Source organism: Flavobacterium ardleyense (assembly GCF_033547075.1).
Classification (GTDB): domain Bacteria; phylum Bacteroidota; class Bacteroidia; order Flavobacteriales; family Flavobacteriaceae; genus Flavobacterium; species Flavobacterium ardleyense_A.
This window is the reverse complement of sequence record NZ_CP137891.1, coordinates 1024060-1047194: the sequence shown is the minus strand read 5'-3', so window position 1 is coordinate 1047194 and position 23135 is coordinate 1024060. Positions and strand designations below refer to the sequence as shown.

Sequence of the window (23135 nt, the reverse complement as noted above, 5' to 3'; positions counted from 1 at the left end):
CGTTCTTTTTGAACGTGTGCAAAGTACGCGTCACAAACGATATGTTTACGCCGATTAAGAAAGTAGGCTCTCGTTGTAAAACGAGCACCAGAAGGAGTGTCATTTAATCCAACCTATCGCTTACCTGCCGCTCATAATTGGATAAAATCCATTCGCCTACAATTTTGTCAAAATACTATCTACAATAGATAAACACTCTTGCATATTGTTTTCAGTAATCGTGATGGCTTGGCTGGAATTTCCATAAGGACCATATTTTTCTGCACGAGATTTAAATAAGCCAATCACAGGAATTTGTGCGGATGAAGCCAAATGCATAATCCCACTATCTGCTCCTATAAAAGCAATGCAATTGTGCATTGTTGCTGTCATTAGTCGGATATCTGAACTGTAAAATGAGGGAGCTTTAAAGTTGATTTGTGAGACATTTTCGATAGGTAAAATCTCGATAAAATTAAATTGTGGATAGCTTTTGTGTAAATGCTCGTAAAAAGTAGTCCACCAATCTTGTGAAAAACATTTTTCTCCAGTTGCATAAGTAAATAAACAGATTGTTGGTTTGTGAGATTTTGTAAGCTGATATAATTCAGTTTTACCCAGTTCCTTTTCTTGATCTGTGAGCATTAGATTTAAATTAGGAACGTCAACATTGTTATCCTTTATACCTAAACTAGTACAATAATTCCGAAAATTCAGTACAGGATATTTAGCGATATGTTCCGAATCTTTTTTGGAATCTTCCAGATCATCTCCAAAAAACTTGAACTTGGCATTGGCAATTTGCAGTGAAATCCGTCCCGAAGAAGAGCTTTGTTCCACATTAATTGCAAGATCGTATTGCATTTTTTTTAGGCTAAACCATGCACTGATGTATTTACCCAATTCCTTAAAATGTTTTTTCGGTAATGTAATCACTCTTTCCACATAGTCATATTCCTGAAAAACTATATGACCCACTCCTCCTTTCAGAAATAAATCGATTTTTGCTTCAGGAAAAACTTTGTGAACTTCCTGAATTAAAGGCGTAATCAGAAGTGTATTACCTAACCTATGATTTGGACGAGAAATTAAGACACGACGAATTTTGCTTTGCTCGATCGTACCGTTTAAATTTTTACCTGACTCCCCTAGACCTCGAGTAAGTAGATGTGTAATTTTTCTTCGAATAGAATTTATGCTCATGAGGTAAAGTTCTTAAATTTAAAAGTCTTCTAATCTAATTTTTCAGAATTTTTTTCTTTTCCGATTTTTGGTTTTGCGCGAGGGATGGCAGTGGCATCCTTTGCTGCCTATTCAAATTATGAAATTTTGCACTGAATTTCTGGCTGCAAAGATATAACGAACAGCCTGACCTGAGCCAGATTACTGCTGAATGTTAGTACAAATTCTCTGGCGAAAGGACGCGCCCAAAAAAAGAAAAACATCAATCAAAAACTTTACAGGAATGTTTAAATCTTTCAATTATTCAATCTTTTAATAATTTCCCGAAACTCTATTTTCTAAAATGAGATAATCACTATATTTGCAAAACTTAATCTGATGATAATGAAATATAAAAGAATTCTCTTAAAACTTAGCGGTGAGGCATTAATGGGAGACCGTCAATACGGAATTGATCCTGTAAGATTGGCCGAATATGCAGCCGAAATTAAACAAATTCACGAGCAGGGTATTCAGATTGCTATAGTTATTGGAGGAGGAAATATTTTCCGCGGATTGGCTGGAGCTGCAAATGGTATGGATCGTGTACAAGGTGATTATATGGGAATGCTTGCCACTGTTATCAATGGTATGGCGCTTCAAGGTGCTCTTGAAGATGCTGGAATGCTGACTCGTTTGCAAACTGCCTTGAAAATTGAGGCGATTGCTGAACCTTATATTAAGCGTCGTGCGGTGCGTCACCTTGAGAAAGGTAGAATCGTAATCTTTGGTGCTGGAACAGGAAATCCGTATTTTACTACGGATACTGCGGCAGTACTTAGAGGTGTGGAAGTTCACGCTGATGTAATCCTAAAAGGAACTCGCGTAGATGGAATTTATGATCAAGATCCAGAGAAATTTCCGGATGCAGTGAAATTTGATACGATTAGTTTTGACGATTGCTTGAAGAAAAATCTGAATGTTATGGACACGACAGCTTTTACTTTGAGTCTAGAAAATAAATTGCCAATTGTGGTCTTTGATATGAATAAAGAAGGAAATCTTCTGAAGATCTGTCAAGGCGAAAACATTGGAACGGTTGTGAATGTCTAACAATTTAGGCAGCTGAGAAATTAGAGAATTAAACTGAAAAAATAGAGATGAACGAGGAAATTGATTTTATATTAGACAGTACAAAGGAATCTATGGAAGGTTCTATTGAACATTTGGAAAAAGAGTTTGCTAATATTCGTGCGGGGAAAGCATCTCCGGCGATGTTGGGAAGTGTATTTGTAGATTATTACGGATCTGCAACTCAAATTTCGCAAGTGGCGAATATTAACGTGCCTGACGCGCGAACAATTACAATTCAGCCGTGGGAAAAAAATATGCTTCATCCAATAGAGAAAGCGATTATGGTTGCCAACATTGGTTTCAATCCAATGAATAATGGTGATTTGATTATCATTACCGTACCTGCGCTTACTGAAGAACGCAGACGTGACCTTGCTAAACAGGCGAAAGTTGAGGCCGAAGATGCGAAAATCGGAATTAGAAATTCTCGTAAAGATGCCAATACTGAAATTAAGAAACTTGAAAAAGCTGGAACTTCCGAAGACGTGTGCAAAAGTGCAGAAGACGAAGTACAGACATTAACAAATGCTTATATCAAAAAAATTGATGAGCATTTGGCAGTGAAAGAAGCTGAAATAATGAAAGTATAATCTACTTTCTAAAACTTATTAAAAGTCTGTCCGTCATAATTTTTGATTATGCTGGGACAGACTTTTACTTTTTATATCTAATAAAATCAGCAGTTGTTGCTAATGAAATATCTCAGTTTTTTATTTCTAATTTTCACCTTAAGTATGCAAGGGCAGTTTTCGTTGAACGGAATTGTCAAAAATAAAGCGACTGGAAAAGCGGTTCCGTTTGCGACGATTTCCTTTAATTCGTCCAATAAAACTGCGGATATTAACGGTTTGTTCGAAATAGAAAGTGACACACCATTTACGATTATCGAAGCGGCTCAAATTGGCTTTAGCAAAGAACAATTTGTGGTAAAGAATAATCAGAGCCAGATTGTACTATCGCTTGCTCCAAGCAATGTTGATGAACATACAGATATTCGAGCACAGCAAATTATAAGTATGGCAATTTCTTTTCGGGATAAAAATAATCCGGCGAAGAAGCTAAATTCATATCAATTTAAAGGGTATAATAAACTTCTGGTAAGTGCGAATCCAGATTCGATAAAAGTTGAATTTGATACTATTACAAAACGAAATTTCTTTGGCAAACGCACACAGAAAATCGATTCTTCTCTTTATAAATTCAAAAAAATAATCGATTATCGCGATCTGATTCAGACTGAAAAGGCGTCGCTTTTTAAGTATGATGGCAAGCATTTTCAGGAAAATATTCTTGGCGTAAAAATGTCTGGATTGAAAAAACCTATTTATGAAATTTTAGGATTTAATCTACAGTCATATTCTATTTACGATGAAAGTTATACGCTCTTTGAAACCAAATACAACAGTCCGATAGCCAAAGACGCTCTTCTCGATTACTACTACCAAGTTCTCGACAGTGTGAATATTGAAGGTCGAAAAACTTTTCTAATCTTTTTCAAAAATAAAAAACTTAGTCGTGCTGCGGGACTTGAAGGACTTCTTTTTATCGACAGTCAGAATTATGCTGTTGCAAAATCTATAATGCACATTGGCGGCGTCCTCGACATTAGCGGTATTCACGATTTTACGTTCCTCGATGAGCAGCAATTATGGTGGCCTAAGAAAACGACTTTTCGGATTGTAAAAGGAAGTAAGGAAGAAGATATTAAACTCCTGGGTGGTATAATGAAATTTGACCGAAGCGATAATATTTCAGGAATCGACCGACGCAATGATCCTTCAGATCTTACTTATTTATTGTCGACCACGATTTACTCTGATTTAGAAATTAATGAAGCTGTTGAAATTAAACGTCCGAGCATATCGATGGTTATTAAAGAATCAGCGATTAATCAGCCACCAGATTTTTGGAAAGAATATCGGAAAGACACTTTAACTCAGCGAGAAATAAACACGTATCTCGCTATGGACAGCTTGGCAATTAATAGTAATATTGAGAGAAAATTGCGATTAGGCAGAAAGATTTACAACGGCTATATTCCCTTTGGTGCGGTAGATTTAGATTTACGACATTTATTGAGTTTCAATAATTACGAAGGCTTTCGATTGGGACTTGGCGGCGTTACGAATGAACATTTATCGGAGAAATTGCGATTTGAAGGTTACGCTGCGTACGGCACGAAAGATGGAACTTTTAAATATAATTTTGGAGCCGCAACAAGAATTGGTAAAAGTTCGAACTCCTGGTTTGGCGCTTCCTATACCGATGATGTTAAGGAAATCGCAAGTACTTCCTTTGCGATTGACAAACGCAATTTTAAGATTTACGATCCTAGACCAATTAACATCAGTACTTTTTACAATTACAAAATGTACAAAATGTATATAGAAAATCGCATTTTGCCTAAAACCGAAAGTATTTGGCAAGTTTCGACCACAGCAGTTGAGCCGAAATTCAATTATGTTTTCTTGAACAACGGAAAATCATATACTTCTTATAATATGACAACGGCGATGGTTTCTTTGCAATGGAATCCTTACAGCGATTTTATGCAGACGCCTTCCGGCAAATTAGAAATAGGCAAGCGATTTCCGAAATTCACTTTTCAGTTTACCCAGTCGTTGCCTGAAATCGCAAAGAATGATTTTGAATTTGGGAAAATTGATTTGCGGGTGGAATTCGAAAAGAAATACCTTAATGGTCAGAAAAGTTCTTTCTTAAGTGAAGCTGGTTATGCCTATGGCGATACTCCATTGACCCATCTTTATAACAACTCTCCCAATAATTTGAATAAGGATAATATTATCCAGCGTATAACTTTTGCTGGTAAGAACGCCTTTGAAACTATGTACTTTAATGAATTTTTCTCCAGTCAGTACGTGATGTTTCAATTGAAGCACGGCTTTAAGAAGTCGACTTTTGCAGGAGCTTTTTCGCCAACCATCGTGCTAGTCAGTCGCGCGGCTTGGGGAAATATGGAGAAACCTGAACAACATTTGGGGATCGATTATAAAACTCTAGATCAAGGATATTTTGAATCTGGCGTGGAATTAAATCAGATGTTGCGCTTTTTTGGACTTACGGCATTTTACAGATACGGTCCCAATCAATTATCAAGATTTGAAGATAATATTGCAATCAAACTAAGTTTCCAAATCAATTTAGGATTCTAATTACTTGAGACAAATTTCAGTCCGATAATCGAAGATATTAGAGTAATCAGAAAGAATATTCTCCAAAAAGTAGCTGGTTCTTTGAAAACAAATATCCCAACCAACACCGTTCCCACAGCTCCAATTCCTGTCCAAACAGCATAAGCCGTTCCGATTGGAAGAGTTTGAGTTGATTTATAAAGTAAAAACATACTAATTGCAAGACATACTAAAAATCCCATCATCCAGAAAAACGATGTTCTTCCAGTTGTTTCGTTAGCTTTACCAAGACAAGATGCGAATCCAACTTCAAAGAAACCGCCAATAATAAGTAAAATCCAGTTCATAGTTTTTGTAGAGTGTTTATAATTTAAGGGGTGATGTGGTTGTAAAATTATTTGAAATTTAGAATCAAATGGTACTGTGTTTTACAGTGTCATAAAATATTTTGCATCATTGATCTATTAAAGTTCCCCACCCGTCAAACTCGCAGTCAAATGTATATCCAATTTCGCACATTTCCTTTACCCATTGAATTAAAACTTCATCTGACATCTGCATTTTTGTTGTCAAACCATTTATTGAAAACAGTTCTTTGTTTGCTGCAGGAGTTTCGTCATAAACTATGTAATTTAGCTTTTTCATTTCAGCTGCTAATCTCGCCGCTTTTTCCGCTGAATTACTATAAAAAAAGTATTCTAGTTGTGATTTTTTCTCGGAACTAATATTAAATTTTTGCAATTGTTCAACCGTGCGTGGCACCATTTGCGCTTGAATATTGCGGTTGTCTAGAAAAGTATCTATACTAACGAACTTCTTAATCTTCGATTTGCCATTTGTAGAGTCAGATTTCATAGGTGTGTTTTTTAGTAATCCTTAACTCAAGAAAATTCGCGTATTTTAGATATCCTCAGTTTTAAATTTGTTAGTCTTACTCTATTTCTTGCTTCAATTAAATTTTAACTTCACTTCTTGATTTTAGCCCTTAACTCTTCTGCCGAAATTACTCGTCCATTTTCTGCACCAGAGATAGACTGATCGATATCATTCTGAAATTTTTCGAAACTCATAGGTTGAATGTTAGAATGCAACGTTTGAATGTTATATTCTTCAATTGCTTTTTCTAAATTACTCAAAACTTCTAAATCCTCGAGTAAGAGAATTTCTTGGATAAAATCCAATTTACGTTGTTCTAAAGTCATCGTTTCTTTCAAAGATACAGTTTTTGATAATTTTAAAAAATCCTTATATGTTGAAATTCTCTCTTTCTAAAAATTTATCAGGTCTTTTCTACCTAGACAAGAATCTTTACAAACAACTACTTTTACGACTAAATATCTAGACAAATTCAGAAAATAATTGTGTTTTCAGTATCTTTGAAACTTAAAGCGATGACATGACAAAATGGTTTGGATTAAGCTTCTGGCAAACAGTTGCTCGAATAGTTTTAAGAAACAGAACTGCGATGCTTGTTGGAATTGGTGTTATCACTGTACTTCTTGCATTACAATGGAAAAATATAGAATTTACTTACACAGAAGCAAACCTTCTGCCGCAGGATCACGTTGTAAATGTTGAGTACAATGCTTTCCTTGACAAATTTGGTGAGGAAGGAAACTTGATCATTGTTGGCGTTAAAGATTCGACATTATTTACTCCTAAAGCTTATGCTGCTTATGGTGAAATGATGAAAAATCTGAAAGCCAATAAGGAGGTTTCTCTAATTATTGCGGTAAATGATCTCAAGAAACTTCAAAAAAACGATTCACTTCAAACTTTTGAAACCGTTCCATTTGTAGAAAGCGCTAATGTTGGAGATCCCAACTACCTTCGAGAAATTCGAGCTGAACTTTTTACTGATCTTCCATTCTATGAAGGTTTGTTGTTTAATAAAAAGTCAGGAAGCGTACGATCAGCAATTTACCTTGACAAAGAAATTATCAATACGCTTGCGCGAAAAGACTTCGTGATTGAGAAATTGATTCCAGAAGTTGAGAAGTTTGAGACAGCGACAGGAATTGATTTGAGAGTTTCCGGAATGCCCTACATCCGAACGATGAATGCCGAAACAATTAAGGCTGAAATTGGAATTTTCATTTTTGCAGCTTTGGGAATTACCTCACTGATGTTTTTCTTTTTCTTTAGATCTTTTAAATTGACAATGCTCACGGTTGGAATTGTGTTCATTGGCGTAATGTGGTCTTTTGGAATTCTGGGACTTTTGAACTATCCAATAACTGTACTGACTGCGCTTTTGCCAACTTTAGTAATAGTAATTGGAGTCCCCAATTGCATTTTCTTAACCAACAAATACCATCAAGAATATAAAACCCACCGCAATAAAGTAAAAGCAATTCAGCGTGTTATCACCAAAATTGGTATGGCAACTGTAATGACAAATCTTACTACAGCGATTGGATTTGCAACTTTTGCTACTAGTAATAACCGACTCTTAATTGAGTTTGGAATTGTTACTTCATTAATGATAATGTTGCTTTGTGCACTCTGTATCGTTGCTCTTCCTATTTTCTTTAGTTATATGACTCCGCCAAAAGAAAGACACTTGCATCACTTAGATCGCAATTATGTTCGCAACTTTTTAGATTGGATTCTCAGATGCATCAAAAACCACCGATTTGCAGTGTATGCATCTTCGATTGGAATTCTGATAATCGGAATAATGGGGATCTACGAAATGCGAATCTCAGGAAGTATCATTGAAGATATGCCGAAAGGAGCGCCATTTTTTGAAGACATAGTATTTTTTGAAAAGGAGTTTGACGGTGTGATGCCTTTGGAAATTGTAATTGATACCAAGCGCAAAAAAGGCGTGATGAAACTTTCGACCTTGAAAAAGATGGATCAACTGGAAGAGACAATCAATCATATTCCCGAATTGTCAAAACCAATTTCGATTGTCAATTTAATAAAATATTCAAAACAAGCTTACTACAACGGAAATCCAGAATACTACGACTTACCAACTTCTCAGGAGCAAAACTTTATTTTGAGTTATGCCAAAAATGCTGCGAAAGATTCCAAAGAGAATGTAATGAAAAGTTATGTTGATTCGACTGGACAATATGCTCGCATCACCACTTTTATGAAGGATGAAAATGGTAGCCGGATGCCAATCATTGAAGCCGAAGTTTTGGAAAGAGCCAAACAACTTTTTCCTGAAGATCGTTATAACGTTAGTGTAACTGGAAAAGCATTGGTTTTCCAAAAAGGAACAAGCTACCTGTTGAAAAACTTAGTGGTTTCGTTACTCTTTGCATTGTTCTTGACTTCTTTGCTGGTGGCATTTATGTTTAGATCTTTCAAAATGGTTTTGGTTTCGCTAATTCCGAATTTACTACCACTTTTGATGACCGCAGGATTGATGGGATTCTTGGACATACCCTTAAAACCGTCGACGATTTTAGTTTTCGGAATTGCCTTTGGACTTTCGGTAGATGATACAATTCGATATTTGGCACAATATCGAGAAGAGCTTCGCAAGAATAATTGGAGAATCAGACAATCTGTATTTTCTGCTTATAGAGAAGCTAGTTTGAGTATGTTTTATACTTCGATTGTATTGTTCTTCGGGTTTCTAGTTTTCTTATTATCAGATTTTGGAGGAACAAAAGCGCTTGGAGGACTTGTCGCTTTAACCCTGATTTTTGGGCTATTATCAAACTTGATGCTCTTACCTTCTTTGGTTTTAACCTTGAACAAAACATTGGCGAACGAACAGGAATTTGGCACTCCTTATATAGATGTCCTTGGAGAATCTGACGAGGAAATTGACGAAATGGAATCGAGAGAGCAAGAATCAAAGAATTAATTACTACTGAAAACTACTGCCCTAGCCCCGATGGGAACGGCATCCCCCGATAGCTATCGGGGATACAGCATCAGCGGAACCCGAGCGAAGCGAACTGGCGAAGCAGAAAGCTCCAAAAAAACCACAAACACTTGACGTAAATCTTTAAAACAAAAGAATTATCTTTGCAGAGATTTTGACCTAAAATTTGGGTTGAAATCCACTATTTCACGCTACAAAAAATTAGAAAATGAAACATACAAAAGTCAAAGATTTACTTAATAGCACACGTTCTTTGCACGAAGTAAAGGCGAAAGGTTGGGTAAGAACTTTTAGAAATAATCAATTTATCGCGCTTAATGACGGCTCTACTTTGCACAATATTCAGTGTGTAGTTGACTTTGAAAATACGCCTGATGAAACTTTAAAACGCATCACAACTGGCGCTGCCATTGCAGTTACAGGAGATCTTGTAGAAAGTCAAGGTGCCGGACAAAAGTTTGAAATTAAAGTAAAACACCTTGAAATTTTAGGAGATTCTGATCCGGATAAATTCCCAATGCAGCCTAAAAAACACTCTTTAGAATTTTTGAGAGAGAATGCACACCTTCGTGTACGTACAAATGCTTTTGGTGCGATTATGAGAGTGCGTTCTGTATTGTCTTTTGCAGTGCATCAATATTTTCAAGAAAAAGGATTTGTGTACGTAAATACACCAATTATTACCGGATCTGATGCTGAAGGTGCTGGAGAAATGTTTAAAGTTACTGCACTTCCTTTTGACAATACGCCACGAACTGAAGATGGAAAAGTAGATTATAGCGAAGACTTTTTTGGAAAAGAAACCAATTTAACTGTTTCAGGACAGCTAGAAGGTGAAACCTTTGCAATGGCATTGGGTCAGATTTATACTTTTGGACCAACTTTCCGTGCTGAAAACTCGAACACTTCTCGTCACTTGGCAGAATTTTGGATGATTGAGCCTGAAGTTGCTTTTAATGATCTTGACGACAATATGGATCTTGCCGAAGATTTTATTCAGTACGTAATTCGTTATACAATGGAGAAATGTGCGGATGATTTAAAGTTTTTAGAAACCAGACTTCTGGACGAAGAAAAAGCAAAACCTCAAGCGGAACGTAGTGAATTGGCACTTCTAGAAAAACTTAATTTTGTTCTTGAAAACAATTTCAAACGTGTTTCTTATACCGAAGCGATTGACATTTTACGCAATTGCAAACCAAATAAAAACAAGAAATTCAAATATCCTATTGACGAATGGGGAGCAGATTTGCAAAGTGAGCACGAGCGTTACCTTGTAGAAAAGCACTTTAAATGTCCTGTAATTTTGTTTGATTATCCTGCAAATATCAAGGCTTTTTATATGCGCTTGAACGAGGATGGAAAAACGGTGCGCGCCATGGACGTTTTGTTTCCACAAATTGGAGAAATGGTTGGCGGATCACAGCGTGAAGAGCGTTATGATGTACTAGTAGAAAAAATGGATGCATTAGGAATCGACAAAGAAGAACTGAATTGGTACCTTGACACACGTCGTTTTGGTAGTGCTGTTCACTCTGGATTTGGACTAGGATTCGAGAGATTGGTGTTATTTGTTACGGGTATGTCAAATATTCGCGATGTAATTCCTTTCCCAAGAACTCCTGGGAATGCAGAGTTTTAATTCTACGATATATATATTTTAAAAGAGATCCTGACTGAGAAGTTGGGATTTTTTTTTAGCTGTAAGCTGTCAGCTATCAGCTTTAGCTTCTTGGCTGGTGGGTAGTCGCTATGTGGTCTTAGTGATACCAAATTATTAAATAAGAACGACACAAAGAAAATGGCATTAATATTAAAGAAATTAGAATTCACAGTTTCTGAAGATTTCGACCTGAATAAAAAGACACTCGAATATTTTACGAAATCCGGTTTTAAACAGATCGTCAGCAATTCGACCGAGAAAAAGATACGATTTGAACGTGGGTCCATTGCTTCAAATATGTGGACGTTTAATCCATTAAAATGGAAATCTGAAATTGAAATTGACATTAATGGAAAAGAAGTTAAAGCGATTTTTAATATTAATGCAGCGGGCCAAATGCCGACAACCAAAGATGAAGAACTCTGGGAAACATTTATTGCCAATTACCAGAAATATGTTTGTGAGTCAAATTTTGATTTCCTACTTGAAAATTCTGAAAATTTAAAATCAACAAAAAGCAAAAATCTAAAATATGTAGGCTGGGCTGTAATAGGAGGACTAATTGGCGGAACACCTTCAATATTCATTGCACAATTGACAGGAATAGATTCTATAATATCAATTGGAGCGGCTCTCGGCGCAGTTGTGTTTTTGATGATAAAGATCGATGGCGATAAGAAGAAAAGAGTATTATAGTAATATTTGAACAAAGTAAACTTCAAAATTAGATAAAGTTATTCTCATCTTGAAAACAGCGTAATTCCGATCCGACATTTGATAAATAGACATTTCACGCAAGTCGAATTTGATTTGTAAAAAATATTAACTGAGTGCTTTAAAAATAGTAAATTGCATTAAGTTGCATCCTAAACCTTCTATTATGAGTGATTTAATTCCAAATGAGAAAAGTTTTGTTTTATATACTGCCCCTGATGGTGTAGTTCGACTTGACGTTTTATTGCGAGATGAAACAGTTTGGCTATCGCAGAAATTTATGGCATTACTTTTCGAATGTTCTACAGATAATATTTCATTACATCTAAAAAACATTTTTGAAATCAATGAATTGCAGGAAAATTCAGTTACCGAGGTTTTCTCGGCAACTGCCGCTGACGGTAAAAATTACAAAACAAAACATTACAATCTCGATGCTATAATATCGGTAGGATACAGAGTTAATTCAATAAAAGCTGTACAATTCCGAATCTGGGCTACGCAAACTTTGAAAGAATACATCATTAAAGGCTTTGTGATGAATGACGAGCGCTTAAAGCAAGGAACAACTACTTTCGGCAAAGATTACTTTCGAGAGCTTCTGGATAGAGTTCGCTCTATCCGTACTAGTGAACGTAGAATATACCAGCAAATTACAGACATTTTTGCGGAATGTAGCATCGATTATGATCCGAAAGCGGAGGTAACAAAAAAGTTTTACGCAACCGTTCAGAATAAATTTCACTTCGCAATCACGGGCAATACAGCAGCAGAGATAATTTACAAAAAAGCAAACAGTCAATCTCCAAATATGGGATTAAGTACTTGGAAAAATTCGCCAGAAGGCAGAATTCTGAAATCCGACACTGAAATTGCTAAAAATTATTTGGAAGAAAAGGAAATTAAGCAATTGGAGCGCACCGTATCAGGCTATTTTGATTATATCGAAAATCTGATAGAACGCAAGAATACTTTTACAATGATAACTTTAGCCGAAAGCGTCAATAAATTTCTGAGCTTTAATGAATACGAAGTTTTAGAAGGACTTGGAAAAATCTCCCATTTACAAGCTGTGGCTAAAGCGTCAGGCGAATATGATACTTTTAATAAAACTCAAAAGATTATTTCGGACTTTGATAAATTGTTGAGAGATATGAATCAAGGAAAAGAGTGAATTTTTAGCTGTCAGCTTTTAGCTTTTAGCTTTTAGCCTACTAAATAATAACTTAATTTCAACCGTCAGGAAATTCCCAACAGTTCAAGAACCCTAATAAATAAAGTTTTAAGTATTAGAGAAAACTGTTAACTGTACATCGTAAACCGTCAACTCTTCTCTAATGTCACACAATCTTAGAAAACTGTTAACTGTAAACCGTAAACTGTAAGCCATATTAAAAGCAAAAACCTCTTAATTTTACAATTAAGAGGTTTTCCAGTACCCGGAGCCGGGATCGAACCGGCACAGTTTCCTACTGGTGTTTGAGACCAGCGCGTCTACCAATTCCGCCATCCGGGCAGAAATTTTAGAGTTGATAAATGACTAAAAGATTTTTATAAAATCTCCTAAAACATCATTTCCTCTTAGCAGTGTGCAAATGTAAATAAATATTATTCTATATCAACAAAAAAAACTAAAAATTTAATCGTACCTCAACAATATAATCCCTAAATTTGCACCTCGTTACAAAAAACACAACAACAACTAACTACACCCGAGACGTTTATAGCCGTAAACTTATTTAATAAGACAAACCGCAAAGCATATCGGAACAAAAAATTAAATGAAAATGCAACACCAAGAGCCAGAAGCAAAGATTTTTGCCTGTTCGAAAAGTGTATATCTAGCAGAAAAGATTGCCCAAGAATACGGCATTCCACTAGGTAAAGTAACTTTCTCCGTTTATAGTGATGGTGAATTCCAGCCTTCTTACGAAGAGTCTATCCGAGGGTTACGTGTTTTTATAGTATGCTCTACGTTTCCTAATGCAGACAATTTGATGGAATTACTCCTAATGATTGACGCTGCAAAACGTGCATCAGCCAGACATATTACTGCGGTAATACCATATTTTGGTTGGGCTCGTCAGGATCGTAAAGACAAACCACGTGTGCCAATTGGAGCAAAACTCGTAGCAAATTTGCTGCAAGCAGCTGGAGCAACTCGTGTAATGACCATGGATCTGCACGCAGACCAAATACAAGGATTCTTTGAGAAACCAGTAGATCATCTTTTTGCGTCTACAATCTTTTTGCCTTATGTAAAGAGTCTAAATCTTGAGAATCTAACAATTGCCTCACCAGATATGGGAGGTTCAAAAAGAGCTTACGCATACTCAAAATTCCTAGAATCAGATGTAGTAATCTGCTACAAACAACGTAAAGTTGCCAATATCATCGATACAATGGAACTTATCGGAGATGTAAAAGGTCGCAACGTGATTCTTGTAGACGATATGATTGATACAGGTGGTACGCTTGCAAAAGCTGCCGACTTGATGATAGAAAAAGGTGCTTTAAGCGTTCGTGCAATTTGTACACATCCCCTATTATCGGGCGATGCTTACGAGAAAATCGAAAACTCAAAGTTAACCGAGTTGATCGTAACAGATTCAATTCCGTTGCGCAAATCAACACCAAAAATTCGCGTAGTAAGCTGTGCGCCATTATTTGCCGAAGTTATGCAAATGGTTCAGCACAACAATTCTATCAGCGGAAAATTCCTAATGTAACATATTATTAATTATTATATTTTTTTACAATGAAAGCGATTACAATTAAAGGATCAGAAAGAGAAAGCGTGGGCAAAGTAGCAACTAAAGCCTTACGTAATGCTGGATTGGTTCCTTGCGTATTATACGGAGGAAATCAAACTGTGCACTTCTCAGCAGAGGTTGCGGCATTCAGAAATTTGATTTACACACCAAATGCGCATACAGTTGCAATTGATTTAGGTGAAAACAAATATGAGGCAGTATTGCAAGATTTACAGGTACATCCTGTTTCAGACCAAATTCTACACGTAGATTTCTTCCAGTTATTTGATGACAAGGAAGTAACTATCGAGATCCCAGTAAAAATTACAGGAACTTCTCCAGGTGTATTAGGTGGTGGTATTCTTACATTGAATACTCGAAAATTGAAAGTTAAAGCACTTCCAAAAAATCTTCCAGATGTTATAGAAGCAAATATTTCTGAGCTTCAAATGGGTAACAAACTTTACGTTACCAAATTAGCGTCAGATAATTACAAACTTCTGCACCCAGACAACACTGTTGTTGCACAAGTAAGAATCTCTCGTGCGGCTATGAAAGCAGCTCAAGAAGCAGCAAAAGCAGCAAAAGCAACTCCTGCAAAAGGAAAGAAAAAATAATATTTTTCAGCTCCATAAATCAAAGCATCAGTATTTTACTGGTGCTTTTTTTATTTTGGAGCAGAGCACTTTGGTTTTAATTCAAGATTCCTCCCGCTATCCGTTATATCTCCGGCTTCACCGGAGGATGCCACTGCTATCGGGGCTAGGCAACGACATTATTCCTTTAATCAACAATAATAAGCTGCAACACTCCGCCTCCAGTTAAATTTCGAAATAGATTCCAGAACCATTTCCAGATAAATTTAAACTACAATTATTAAGATTAGCTTATTTTTGCAACTATGATACAATGGCTTTCAAAAATTTGGACAAAACCTAAAGCGGAAACTACAGAAATACCCATGAAGAAATTTTTAATTGTCGGCCTCGGAAACATCGGTGCCGATTACGTAAATACACGTCATAATATAGGATTCAAAATCGTAGACTATATTGCATCTCAAGAAAACACATCTTTTGAAACTGTCAGACTTGGTGCTCTTGCAAAATTCAGCGTTAAAGGAAGACAAATATTGTTGTTGAAGCCTAACACTTTTATGAACCTCAGCGGAAAAGCGGTAGCCTATTGGATGGAGAAAGAAAATATTCCTTTAGAAAATTTACTGATTATCACAGACGACCTCAACTTATCGTTTGGTACAATCCGTATTAAACCGAAAGGTAGCGATGGCGGCCACAATGGACTCAAAAGTATTCAGCAGACCCTTGGAGGCTCAGTCTATCCACGATTCAGATTCGGAATTAGCGATGCATTTAAAAAAGGACAACAAGTAGACTACGTATTAGGAGAATGGTCAGAGGAAGAAAAAACAGCTCTCAAAGAGCGATACGAAGTAAGTGCCGAAATCGTAAAAACTTTCGCCTTGAGCGGTATCGAAATTGCAATGACTTCTTTTAATGGTAAATAGAATTAGAATTTCTCTTACCTTTATTCCATCCTCAAAATTATACAAAATGAAAAAAAATCTTTTTATATTAATTGCAGTTGGATTATTGACTGCTTGCCAAAGTCAAAAAGTCATAGAGAAAAATTCAGTTTCGGTTACAAGTACTTGTCCTAAGGATGGACAATGTACCGTTGAAGTTTTTAAAAGCAAATCAATTTTAGTAGAGAAGGACCAATTTGGCAATCTCTATTATAAAATAATCGACAATCCAAATCGTAATGTCATTAAATACGAATACAACCGAATAGTAAAAGACACCATGCTTCAAGATGCAGGATACAGAGAAGAAATTGTTTTTGAAACCGATTCGGAATTTCAAGCTATCTCAGAAAAAGATCCTAATCAGATGAATATGCTTTTTGGACGTTTCCTTTTCAGCCGCGAAAACACCGGTTATTTTATGGTGAAAGATCACAATTTATCAATTTCTAAAGATGGAAAAAAAACCGCAGTAGCTTTAAAGTTTGATGTTGCTGGAGTTCCTCAAATCATTACAAGTTTTAATGCGACAGTAGAATAGAGATTTAAATTACAAGACATAAAAAAAGCGGTATCAAAAAATTGATACCGCTTTTCTCATTTTAGAGAACTTGAGAATTATTGAACAATAACTCTTTTCACTTCTTTTTTATTTCCATCCTGAACTGTTACAAGGTAAATTCCGGCTTGAACGTTAGGCAATGTGATAACTTCGCTGACATTTCCTGTATTAGCAATCTGCTTGGTTAAAATCTGTCTACCTTGGATATCGTGCACATTAACAGAAACTAATTCGCCACTATCAGAATTCAATGATACAGTAAACGCTCCTGAATTTGGATTTGGATAAATCGTGAAATTATTCAATCCAAAGTCTTCAGTTTTTAATACAGGCGCTGTGGTAGTCGAACATAAAGTTAAAGTTACTTGATCTAAAGTTCCAGCATCACCATCAATCATAACGTCGGTCATAAAGAAAAGCCAATCGCCATTAGCCTGTTGCCCATTCATTACGTTAAAGGTGTCTTGAGGTTTTGTTGGAGCTCCACTAGTTGTATTAGAACAATCAATATTTTGACCTTGACTATCAAACACAAAATCCATATTAGCATTTCCGGCACATGAACCAGATGCCATTCTTATCAACCCACTAGTTTGAGCTGCTGGTCTAATTCCGAAATATAATTCTCCAACATTAGGATGCGTAAATACCGGATTAATATTTACATCTGATATAATGAAGCTATCTGGCACATTAATTACAAAGCCTGAATATGAAACATCATTTTCTTCAACTAATATAGGTCCTTCTACTACATAGTCATTACATATATCAACTTGTTCGTACGTATATGGGCCAATTGCAATATTGCTTTCATTTAACGCATAGTAGATATTCCCTACAGCTTGCACCATAATCCTGCAATTTGGAGCAGTAATATTTGGAAGAGTTACAGATTCCGACCCATCATTCGGAGTGTTTTCGGCCAAAATTGTCGTAAATGTTTCTCCGTTATCTGTAGATAGTAAAATGTTTACCATACTTGTATTAATGTTGTTTTCTGTTGTTCCAGCAACATCCCAAGTAATCGTCTGTGCTGAGTTGGAAGGCAATACCAGTTGCGCAGTATTGTGAGAAGTAACTTTAAAAGGTCCAACTGCCGAAAATATTACACTCATGTTATCACGAGCAGTTTGCCCTCCATTTTGCGCTTCGTTATCTCGTACCGTCAATGCAAAATTCATTGTTCTAGCCACTGTAGGAACTACTTCCCATACAGGAGATAAATTATTAGCCAAGACATCTTGCATACGCGGCATGTATCTATTTCCAGAAAGCGAAGGGGCGATAGATCTAAAATTAGGGCCGCCGGTAGCTGTAGAAACTGGTGGTTGAGTTGAAATATTATTATTAGTTTGCTCCCAAGCGTACGTAAGAGTAGCATTGTTGGTATCGCTTGCGGTACCTTTCAGCACGAAAGCAGTTCCGTTTGGAATTGTGTAATTAGCTCCTGCATTTACTACTGGCGGTAAATTGCCATTAGAAATTTCTGCTGCACAGTTTCCACCATTATTGATGTGATTAACCATTTGCGTTAAACTAACTGCATGAAAATAGGCGTCACTATTATTTTGAACATTCACTGGGGCGCAAATTCCTGCATATGCCATGATGGTACTTCCACTACCTGGCTCCACTGCAAATCCTGGCGATCTAGTACCTGAAGAGCACGATCCACCAATACCATTAAAAGTGTGATCAGCACCAAATTGATGTCCCATTTCATGCGCAACATAATCTATATCAAATGGATCTCCTACCGGCGCAGATGATCCAGTAATCCCTCTTGCTTTTGACGTTGTACAAACACTCGGCTTTTGAGCCAATCCGCCGCCGCCTGTGCTTACAGTGTGTCCGATGTCGTAATTTGCAGAACCAATAATTCCATCAATAACGGTTTGACTTTGGTTTATTAAAACCTGAGCATTGTTATTATTAAAGTTATCAGAAGTAATAAATATTATTTCGTCATTGTTTGGAACAAGTTGCATTTCCAGAGACAATTCACGCTCATATACACCATTAATACGTTCCATCGACACGACCATTGCAGAGAGTACAGCTGCTTTTTTTTGTTGCAATGTACCTGCATTGACTCCCGCAGCATTGACGTGAAATGCCGCGTACTCGATGGTACATGCCATAGCTAGACGATAAGTTCTAAATTTACTATCACTTATTTTGTTATTATCTGCGATAGTAATCATTTCTGCTTCTGATAGAGTGTTTTCTACAAGACATTCTCTGGTAATATTAGAGCTTACATCCTGCTTTCTGTACACAATATAACTTTGCAAATCTTTGGTATATGGATCAATATATTCAATCCCTTGATCTGTAAAAGTCATTGCATGAAAACCAAATAAAGTGGTAGAAATCCGGATAACCTCGTTAGGATTTGTTATTCCTTGTCCTACATATGTCTGCAAATCACTATACTTTGCCGCAAGTATAGGGTGCATTACTGATGCCTCGTAAATTTTAAATTGCTTCAATTTTCCGTTGGCATCTGGAAAGTCAATGATAACATTGGAAGTAATTCCAGAATTTCGGGCTGGAGCAACTTGAAGTTTTTGTTTCATCTGTTCCAAATTCAAATTAAAAAAAGTGGTTGTATAAACCATTGAAGATCTTTCCATTTTTTCCATTCCTTGCAGACGCTGTTGTGTTGTGGGGCGCCAAAGCTGTTGCGCGAACCCTGCAAAGAAGGTTAACAAAGCTATACACGTTAAAAGTAATTTGTTTTTCATAGTTCTATATTTAAGGATTGATAGTTTATTTTTAAGGTTTTAAATTTAGCGATTATTAACCACTGTTGCCCTAAAATCAGCAGAAGTTTTTTTAAGTTTCGAAAAACTTAATAATGTTAATTATGATTTAAATTTAGCTATAAGGTAAAAAAGACCTATTTTTATGCCAAAATTTTTTAAAATGAAACGAACTAATACCCTATTTCACGTTCTTCTAGTAGCTGCCATGTTTACCTTTGGAAGCACTCAAGCTCAGAAAGCACCAACTGCTTTTGGAAAAACATTAGCGCCAGAAAGCATAAATCCTGAAAATGGTTTTGTGAGATGTATCACAAATGAATACGAAAAACACTTACAAGATTCTGATTCTTCACGTATGAATGATGCTCAGTTTGAAGCATGGATCGCTCCTTATGTAGATAGATACAAAACTGATCCTGTTTACAGATCTGAAAATGCGGGCATCATTACTATTCCAGTTGTAGTTCATGTTATTCACAGTGGACAAGCAGTAGGTGTTGCTCCTAATATTACAGACTCTCAAGTGCTATCGCAAATAACTGCAATGAACAACGATTATCGCAAAATGGCTGGTACACGTGGTGCAAATTCACACCCTGCTGGCGCGGATACTATGATTCAGTTTGCTCTTGCAAAATCAGATCCAGATGGAAATCCAACCAACGGTGTAAACCACGTAAATCTTTGTCAAGAATCTTGGAGCACAACAGAAATTAATACTATAGTAAAACCTACCACAATTTGGGATCCGATGCAGTACCTTAATATGTGGTCTGTAAATTTTAGTGATGCATCTCTTTTAGGATACGCACAGTTTCCATCAGGATCTGGCTTACCAGGTATGCAAGCAAATGGTGGCCCAGCAAATTCTGACGGAGTGGTAAGTAATTATGCTACTTTTGGAAGTTCAGATTTTAACGACGGAACATTTATAATGAGTGCCCCTTATGACAAAGGTCGTACGATGACACATGAAGTAGGTCACTGGTTAGGTCTTAGACATATTTGGGGAGATTCAGCTTGTGGTAATGACTACTGCGCTGACACGCCGACTGCTCACACCGCAAATTACAACTGTAATCCTAACATTGCAGATTGCGACGGGACTGGAGTTGAAATGGTTCAAAATTATATGGACTATACAAATGATACTTGTATGAACATCTTTACACAAGATCAAAAAGCGAGAATGGTTGCTGTTATGAACAATTCGGTAAGAAGAATGACTTTGAAGACTTCGACTAAAGATCAGCCAATTGCTTTATTTGCAACTGACGCTAAGTTGAAGTTAGACGAATCTTGTACTGCTGTTGCTAGCTGCGAAGTTGCGCCAGTTGCTGTAAAAGCTTATATTACAAATGTTGGAACATCGCCAATTACATCGGCGGTAATTACTTACACTTTTAATAACGGTGCTCCACAAACTTTTACCTTTACAGGAAATATCGCTCCAACAAACTCTACAATGGTATCATTACCATTTGAAGCAACAGATTCAGGAGTAGTAAATGCTACAATTACAACAGTAAATGGTACAACTGATCAAAGAATTACAAATAATACATCCGAAGGAATCTATTTACTACCTACAAGTCCAATCGCTTACGAAGTAAATAAAGTTCAGTTTAACTTAAAACGTGATAATTACGCGTCAGAAACTACTTGGAATTTAAAAAATGCTGCAGGTACTATCCTTTACAGTGGCGGACCATGGACAAATCAAAATAATCCACCGTTATTAACAGAAGAGTGGACTTTGCCTGCTGATGGTTGTTACGTTTTTACCATTAACGACTCATACGGTGATGGACTTATTGGATCAGGCTATTACAATATTAAAACTCTGACCGGACAGACGATAGCTGCTGGTGGACAATTTGGAAACAAGCAAACTAAAGTTTTTGCAACTGCAGAAGCATTAGGTACAAATAGTTTTGATGCTGCAAATACTATTCAACTATATCCTAATCCAACTAGAAATACGATGACAATTTCTGTCTCTCATTCTACTGAGACTCCAGATAACTATAGTATTTACAACACTATTGGACAGCAAATTTCTTCACAGAAAATTACATCAAATTCAGATTTGACAATTAATACAAGTGCACTTTCTACGGGAGTTTATTTTATTAAATTATCAAAAGGTACTGCAACTAAAACATTGCGTTTTATCAAAGAATAACTTTCTGACATTGAATAAGCAAAAGGATTAGGGTTTCGACTCTAATCCTTTTTTTTATGACTTATAATCAGTTAAATTTGCACTCTTAAAAAAAAAGTTTGAAAGTCTTTAATTCCATAAAATCTTTTAGTTGCAGCAAAAAAACCATTGCTACTATCGGCACATTTGACGGCGTGCATATTGGGCATCGTAAAATTTTGGATAAACTCATAGCATCTGCAAAAGACTCAAATTACGAAAGTCTTCTGCTCACCTTTTTTCCACATCCAAGAATGGTTGTACAACCTGAGGCTGACATAAAACTTCTCAACACTATTGACGAAAAAAAAATCCTGCTCGAGGAAATTGGGTTGGATAATTTAATCATTCATCCTTTCGATAAAGATTTCTCAAATATTGAAGCAGAAGAATTTGTAAAAACCGTCTTGGTGGATCGCTTTAACATTCAAAAGATAATTATTGGATATGATCATCGGTTTGGTAAAAATAGAAGTGCAGATATTAACGACTTAATTCGATTTGGCGAAAAATATAATTTTGAAGTAGAACAGATCGAGGTTAAAGAGCTCAATGATGTCTCTATCAGTTCAACAAAGATCCGAATCGCTTTAGAAAACGGGAACATTAAACTTGCCAATAACTACCTAGGATATAACTATAGCATTGCCGGGACAGTTGTAAAGGGCAAACAATTAGGCAGAACAATTGGGTATCCCACTGCCAACATAAATATTTTAGAATCGTATAAACTCATTCCAAAAACCGGAGTCTACGCCGCTACTGCGAGCATTAACGGCAAAAGAATTTGTGGAATGATGAATATTGGTTTTAACCCGACGGTTGACGGAAAATTAATGACAGTTGAAATAAATTTCTTCGATTTTGAAGCTGATCTTTACGGCGAATTTTTGCAAATTGATGTCTTACAGAGACTTAGGGACGAGAAAAAATTTGAATCTCTTGCTGAACTTAAAAATCAGTTATCATACGATGCATTAAGTGCTAGATCCATTTTCAAACTAGACTAATCGCTTTTCGCGAATTTTATTAAAATTTTACTAAGAAGAATCATATTTTTACTTAATTTTAGTAAGTTTAGAACATAACCACAAAAAACCTAACTTCTAACCAATTAAAAAACATTATGAAATTTAAACGCGAAATCACAAATGGTATAATAATCTTCCTAGGGATTGGGATTTACTTTATGATCTTGGAACTTTTAGGCATCTCAGATCAAGCTTATCTAAGAATGTTAAACATAGTTTTCGTAATCTTCGGAGTTAATCGCACAATCAAAGCAAACGCAGAGTCTGGCGTTCATGGATATTTTACAAATTTCATCTCTGGTCTTCTAACAGCAATGATTGGAGCAGTCCTATCAATTGCAGCTTTGCTATTTTATATTAACTTTAAAGGTGGCGAAGAATATCTAAAATCATTATCCGAAAATTTCATTTTTGGAGGTGGAGAACTAAGTATTGAACAATATTGCCTCGGATTACTATTTGAATCTACGGCGGGAGCTTTTGCAGTAGTTTTTGTACTAATGCAATATTGGAAAGGGAAGGTTGAAAACATAAATACCGTTGATCGCAGATAATATATCTATCATTAGCAACACTATAAAATCCTGTATGATTAATTTTTCATACAGGATTTTTT

General features: G+C 36.1%; 19 protein-coding genes and 1 tRNA gene. 14 read left to right on the top strand and 6 right to left on the bottom strand.

Annotated elements, in window-relative coordinates:
• Positions 1-156 precede the first annotated feature (156 nt).
• Positions 157-1182 (bottom strand): glycosyltransferase family 9 protein, encoded by a 1026-nt coding sequence (locus tag SBO79_RS04480; RefSeq protein WP_318642355.1) that lies wholly within the window; start codon positions 1180-1182, stop codon positions 157-159.
• Positions 1183-1545: 363 nt separating this feature from the next.
• Between SBO79_RS04480 and pyrH the strand changes: the two genes are divergently transcribed.
• The 3 genes from pyrH (at position 1546) to SBO79_RS04465 (ending at position 5447) form a co-directional block, all read left to right on the top strand.
• Positions 1546-2253: a UMP kinase gene (gene pyrH / locus SBO79_RS04475; RefSeq protein WP_318642353.1), complete on the top strand. Its 708-nt coding sequence runs from the start codon at positions 1546-1548 to the stop codon at positions 2251-2253.
• 47 nt (positions 2254-2300) lie between these two features.
• A complete protein-coding gene (gene frr, locus SBO79_RS04470; RefSeq protein WP_318642351.1) occupies positions 2301-2864 on the top strand; it encodes a ribosome recycling factor in 564 nt (187 codons plus the stop codon).
• A gap of 102 nt (positions 2865-2966) precedes the next feature.
• Positions 2967-5447, top strand: a complete 2481-nt coding sequence (locus tag SBO79_RS04465) for a DUF5686 family protein (protein WP_318642349.1) — start codon at positions 2967-2969, stop codon at positions 5445-5447.
• On the opposite strand, the gene SBO79_RS04460 is transcribed toward SBO79_RS04465, so the two are convergent.
• The 3 genes from SBO79_RS04460 to SBO79_RS04450 form a co-directional block, all read right to left on the bottom strand.
• On the bottom strand, positions 5444-5773 hold the full coding sequence (locus tag SBO79_RS04460) for a DMT family transporter (RefSeq protein WP_318642347.1): 330 nt from the start codon (positions 5771-5773) through the stop codon (positions 5444-5446). The two genes, SBO79_RS04465 and SBO79_RS04460, sit on opposite strands and share 4 nt — an antisense overlap.
• A gap of 106 nt (positions 5774-5879) precedes the next feature.
• Entirely contained in the window at positions 5880-6281 is a 402-nt protein-coding gene (locus SBO79_RS04455) for a ribonuclease E inhibitor RraB (protein WP_318642344.1), read from the bottom strand.
• Positions 6282-6391: 110 nt separating this feature from the next.
• Positions 6392-6640: a hypothetical protein gene (locus tag SBO79_RS04450; protein ID WP_318642342.1), complete on the bottom strand. Its 249-nt coding sequence runs from the start codon at positions 6638-6640 to the stop codon at positions 6392-6394.
• Positions 6641-6822: 182 nt separating this feature from the next.
• On the opposite strand from SBO79_RS04450, the gene SBO79_RS04445 reads away from it, so the two are divergent.
• The 4 genes from SBO79_RS04445 to SBO79_RS04430 all read left to right on the top strand — a co-directional run bounded on the left by SBO79_RS04445 (position 6823) and on the right by SBO79_RS04430 (position 12827).
• Positions 6823-9255: an efflux RND transporter permease subunit gene (locus SBO79_RS04445; RefSeq protein WP_318642341.1), complete on the top strand. Its 2433-nt coding sequence runs from the start codon at positions 6823-6825 to the stop codon at positions 9253-9255.
• A gap of 229 nt (positions 9256-9484) precedes the next feature.
• Positions 9485-10918, top strand: a complete 1434-nt coding sequence (gene asnS, locus SBO79_RS04440; protein WP_318642339.1) for an asparagine--tRNA ligase — start codon at positions 9485-9487, stop codon at positions 10916-10918.
• Positions 10919-11077: 159 nt separating this feature from the next.
• Positions 11078-11635: a hypothetical protein gene (locus tag SBO79_RS04435; protein ID WP_318642337.1), complete on the top strand. Its 558-nt coding sequence runs from the start codon at positions 11078-11080 to the stop codon at positions 11633-11635.
• Between the two features lie 184 nt (positions 11636-11819).
• The gene (locus SBO79_RS04430; protein ID WP_318642335.1) at positions 11820-12827 is read left to right on the top strand and encodes a virulence RhuM family protein; all 1008 of its coding nucleotides are present in this window, start codon (positions 11820-11822) and stop codon (positions 12825-12827) included.
• Between the two features lie 262 nt (positions 12828-13089).
• Here SBO79_RS04430 and SBO79_RS04425 read toward each other — a convergent pair.
• Positions 13090-13169, bottom strand: a tRNA-Leu gene (locus SBO79_RS04425).
• Positions 13170-13440: 271 nt separating this feature from the next.
• Here SBO79_RS04425 and SBO79_RS04420 point away from each other — a divergent pair.
• The 4 genes from SBO79_RS04420 (at position 13441) to SBO79_RS04405 (ending at position 16493) form a co-directional block, all read left to right on the top strand.
• Entirely contained in the window at positions 13441-14382 is a 942-nt protein-coding gene (locus tag SBO79_RS04420) for a ribose-phosphate pyrophosphokinase (protein ID WP_318643431.1), read from the top strand.
• Positions 14383-14411: 29 nt separating this feature from the next.
• Positions 14412-15023 carry a 50S ribosomal protein L25/general stress protein Ctc gene (locus SBO79_RS04415; RefSeq protein ID WP_318642333.1) on the top strand — a complete coding sequence of 204 codons (612 nt, stop codon included), beginning with the start codon at positions 14412-14414 and terminating at the stop codon, positions 15021-15023.
• Between the two features lie 344 nt (positions 15024-15367).
• The gene (gene pth / locus SBO79_RS04410; protein ID WP_318642331.1) at positions 15368-15934 is read left to right on the top strand and encodes an aminoacyl-tRNA hydrolase; all 567 of its coding nucleotides are present in this window, start codon (positions 15368-15370) and stop codon (positions 15932-15934) included.
• Positions 15935-15980: 46 nt separating this feature from the next.
• Positions 15981-16493: a hypothetical protein gene (locus tag SBO79_RS04405; RefSeq protein ID WP_318642330.1), complete on the top strand. Its 513-nt coding sequence runs from the start codon at positions 15981-15983 to the stop codon at positions 16491-16493.
• 77 nt (positions 16494-16570) lie between these two features.
• On the opposite strand, the gene SBO79_RS04400 is transcribed toward SBO79_RS04405, so the two are convergent.
• Positions 16571-19264 carry a zinc-dependent metalloprotease family protein gene (locus SBO79_RS04400; RefSeq protein ID WP_318642328.1) on the bottom strand — a complete coding sequence of 898 codons (2694 nt, stop codon included), beginning with the start codon at positions 19262-19264 and terminating at the stop codon, positions 16571-16573.
• Positions 19265-19445: 181 nt separating this feature from the next.
• On the opposite strand from SBO79_RS04400, the gene SBO79_RS04395 reads away from it, so the two are divergent.
• The 3 genes from SBO79_RS04395 (at position 19446) to SBO79_RS04385 (ending at position 23073) form a co-directional block, all read left to right on the top strand.
• Positions 19446-21470 carry a T9SS type A sorting domain-containing protein gene (locus tag SBO79_RS04395; RefSeq protein WP_318642327.1) on the top strand — a complete coding sequence of 675 codons (2025 nt, stop codon included), beginning with the start codon at positions 19446-19448 and terminating at the stop codon, positions 21468-21470.
• A 98-nt stretch (positions 21471-21568) separates the two neighbouring features.
• Positions 21569-22498 carry a bifunctional riboflavin kinase/FAD synthetase gene (locus SBO79_RS04390; protein ID WP_318642325.1) on the top strand — a complete coding sequence of 310 codons (930 nt, stop codon included), beginning with the start codon at positions 21569-21571 and terminating at the stop codon, positions 22496-22498.
• Between the two features lie 116 nt (positions 22499-22614).
• Complete coding sequence (locus tag SBO79_RS04385) at positions 22615-23073, top strand: hypothetical protein (protein WP_318642323.1); 459 nt, start codon at positions 22615-22617, stop codon at positions 23071-23073.
• Positions 23074-23135: the final 62 nt, after the last annotated feature.

What these genes read in the sequence shown, in the direction of transcription:
- SBO79_RS04420 (WP_318643431.1), top strand. Translation starts at nt 13,441, where the DNA reads ATGCAACACCAAGAGCCAGAAGCAAAGATTTTTGCCTGTTCGAAAAGT.
- SBO79_RS04400 (WP_318642328.1), bottom strand. Translation starts at nt 19,264, where the DNA reads ATGAAAAACAAATTACTTTTAACGTGTATAGCTTTGTTAACCTTCTTT.
- pth (WP_318642331.1), top strand. Translation starts at nt 15,368, where the DNA reads ATGAAGAAATTTTTAATTGTCGGCCTCGGAAACATCGGTGCCGATTAC.
- SBO79_RS04445 (WP_318642341.1), top strand. Translation starts at nt 6,823, where the DNA reads ATGACAAAATGGTTTGGATTAAGCTTCTGGCAAACAGTTGCTCGAATA.
- SBO79_RS04385 (WP_318642323.1), top strand. Translation starts at nt 22,615, where the DNA reads ATGAAATTTAAACGCGAAATCACAAATGGTATAATAATCTTCCTAGGG.
- frr (WP_318642351.1), top strand. Translation starts at nt 2,301, where the DNA reads ATGAACGAGGAAATTGATTTTATATTAGACAGTACAAAGGAATCTATG.
- SBO79_RS04405 (WP_318642330.1), top strand. Translation starts at nt 15,981, where the DNA reads ATGAAAAAAAATCTTTTTATATTAATTGCAGTTGGATTATTGACTGCT.
- SBO79_RS04465 (WP_318642349.1), top strand. Translation starts at nt 2,967, where the DNA reads ATGAAATATCTCAGTTTTTTATTTCTAATTTTCACCTTAAGTATGCAA.
- SBO79_RS04480 (WP_318642355.1), bottom strand. Translation starts at nt 1,182, where the DNA reads ATGAGCATAAATTCTATTCGAAGAAAAATTACACATCTACTTACTCGA.
- SBO79_RS04455 (WP_318642344.1), bottom strand. Translation starts at nt 6,281, where the DNA reads ATGAAATCTGACTCTACAAATGGCAAATCGAAGATTAAGAAGTTCGTT.
- SBO79_RS04415 (WP_318642333.1), top strand. Translation starts at nt 14,412, where the DNA reads ATGAAAGCGATTACAATTAAAGGATCAGAAAGAGAAAGCGTGGGCAAA.
- SBO79_RS04395 (WP_318642327.1), top strand. Translation starts at nt 19,446, where the DNA reads ATGAAACGAACTAATACCCTATTTCACGTTCTTCTAGTAGCTGCCATG.
- pyrH (WP_318642353.1), top strand. Translation starts at nt 1,546, where the DNA reads ATGAAATATAAAAGAATTCTCTTAAAACTTAGCGGTGAGGCATTAATG.
- SBO79_RS04430 (WP_318642335.1), top strand. Translation starts at nt 11,820, where the DNA reads ATGAGTGATTTAATTCCAAATGAGAAAAGTTTTGTTTTATATACTGCC.
- SBO79_RS04460 (WP_318642347.1), bottom strand. Translation starts at nt 5,773, where the DNA reads ATGAACTGGATTTTACTTATTATTGGCGGTTTCTTTGAAGTTGGATTC.
- asnS (WP_318642339.1), top strand. Translation starts at nt 9,485, where the DNA reads ATGAAACATACAAAAGTCAAAGATTTACTTAATAGCACACGTTCTTTG.
- SBO79_RS04435 (WP_318642337.1), top strand. Translation starts at nt 11,078, where the DNA reads ATGGCATTAATATTAAAGAAATTAGAATTCACAGTTTCTGAAGATTTC.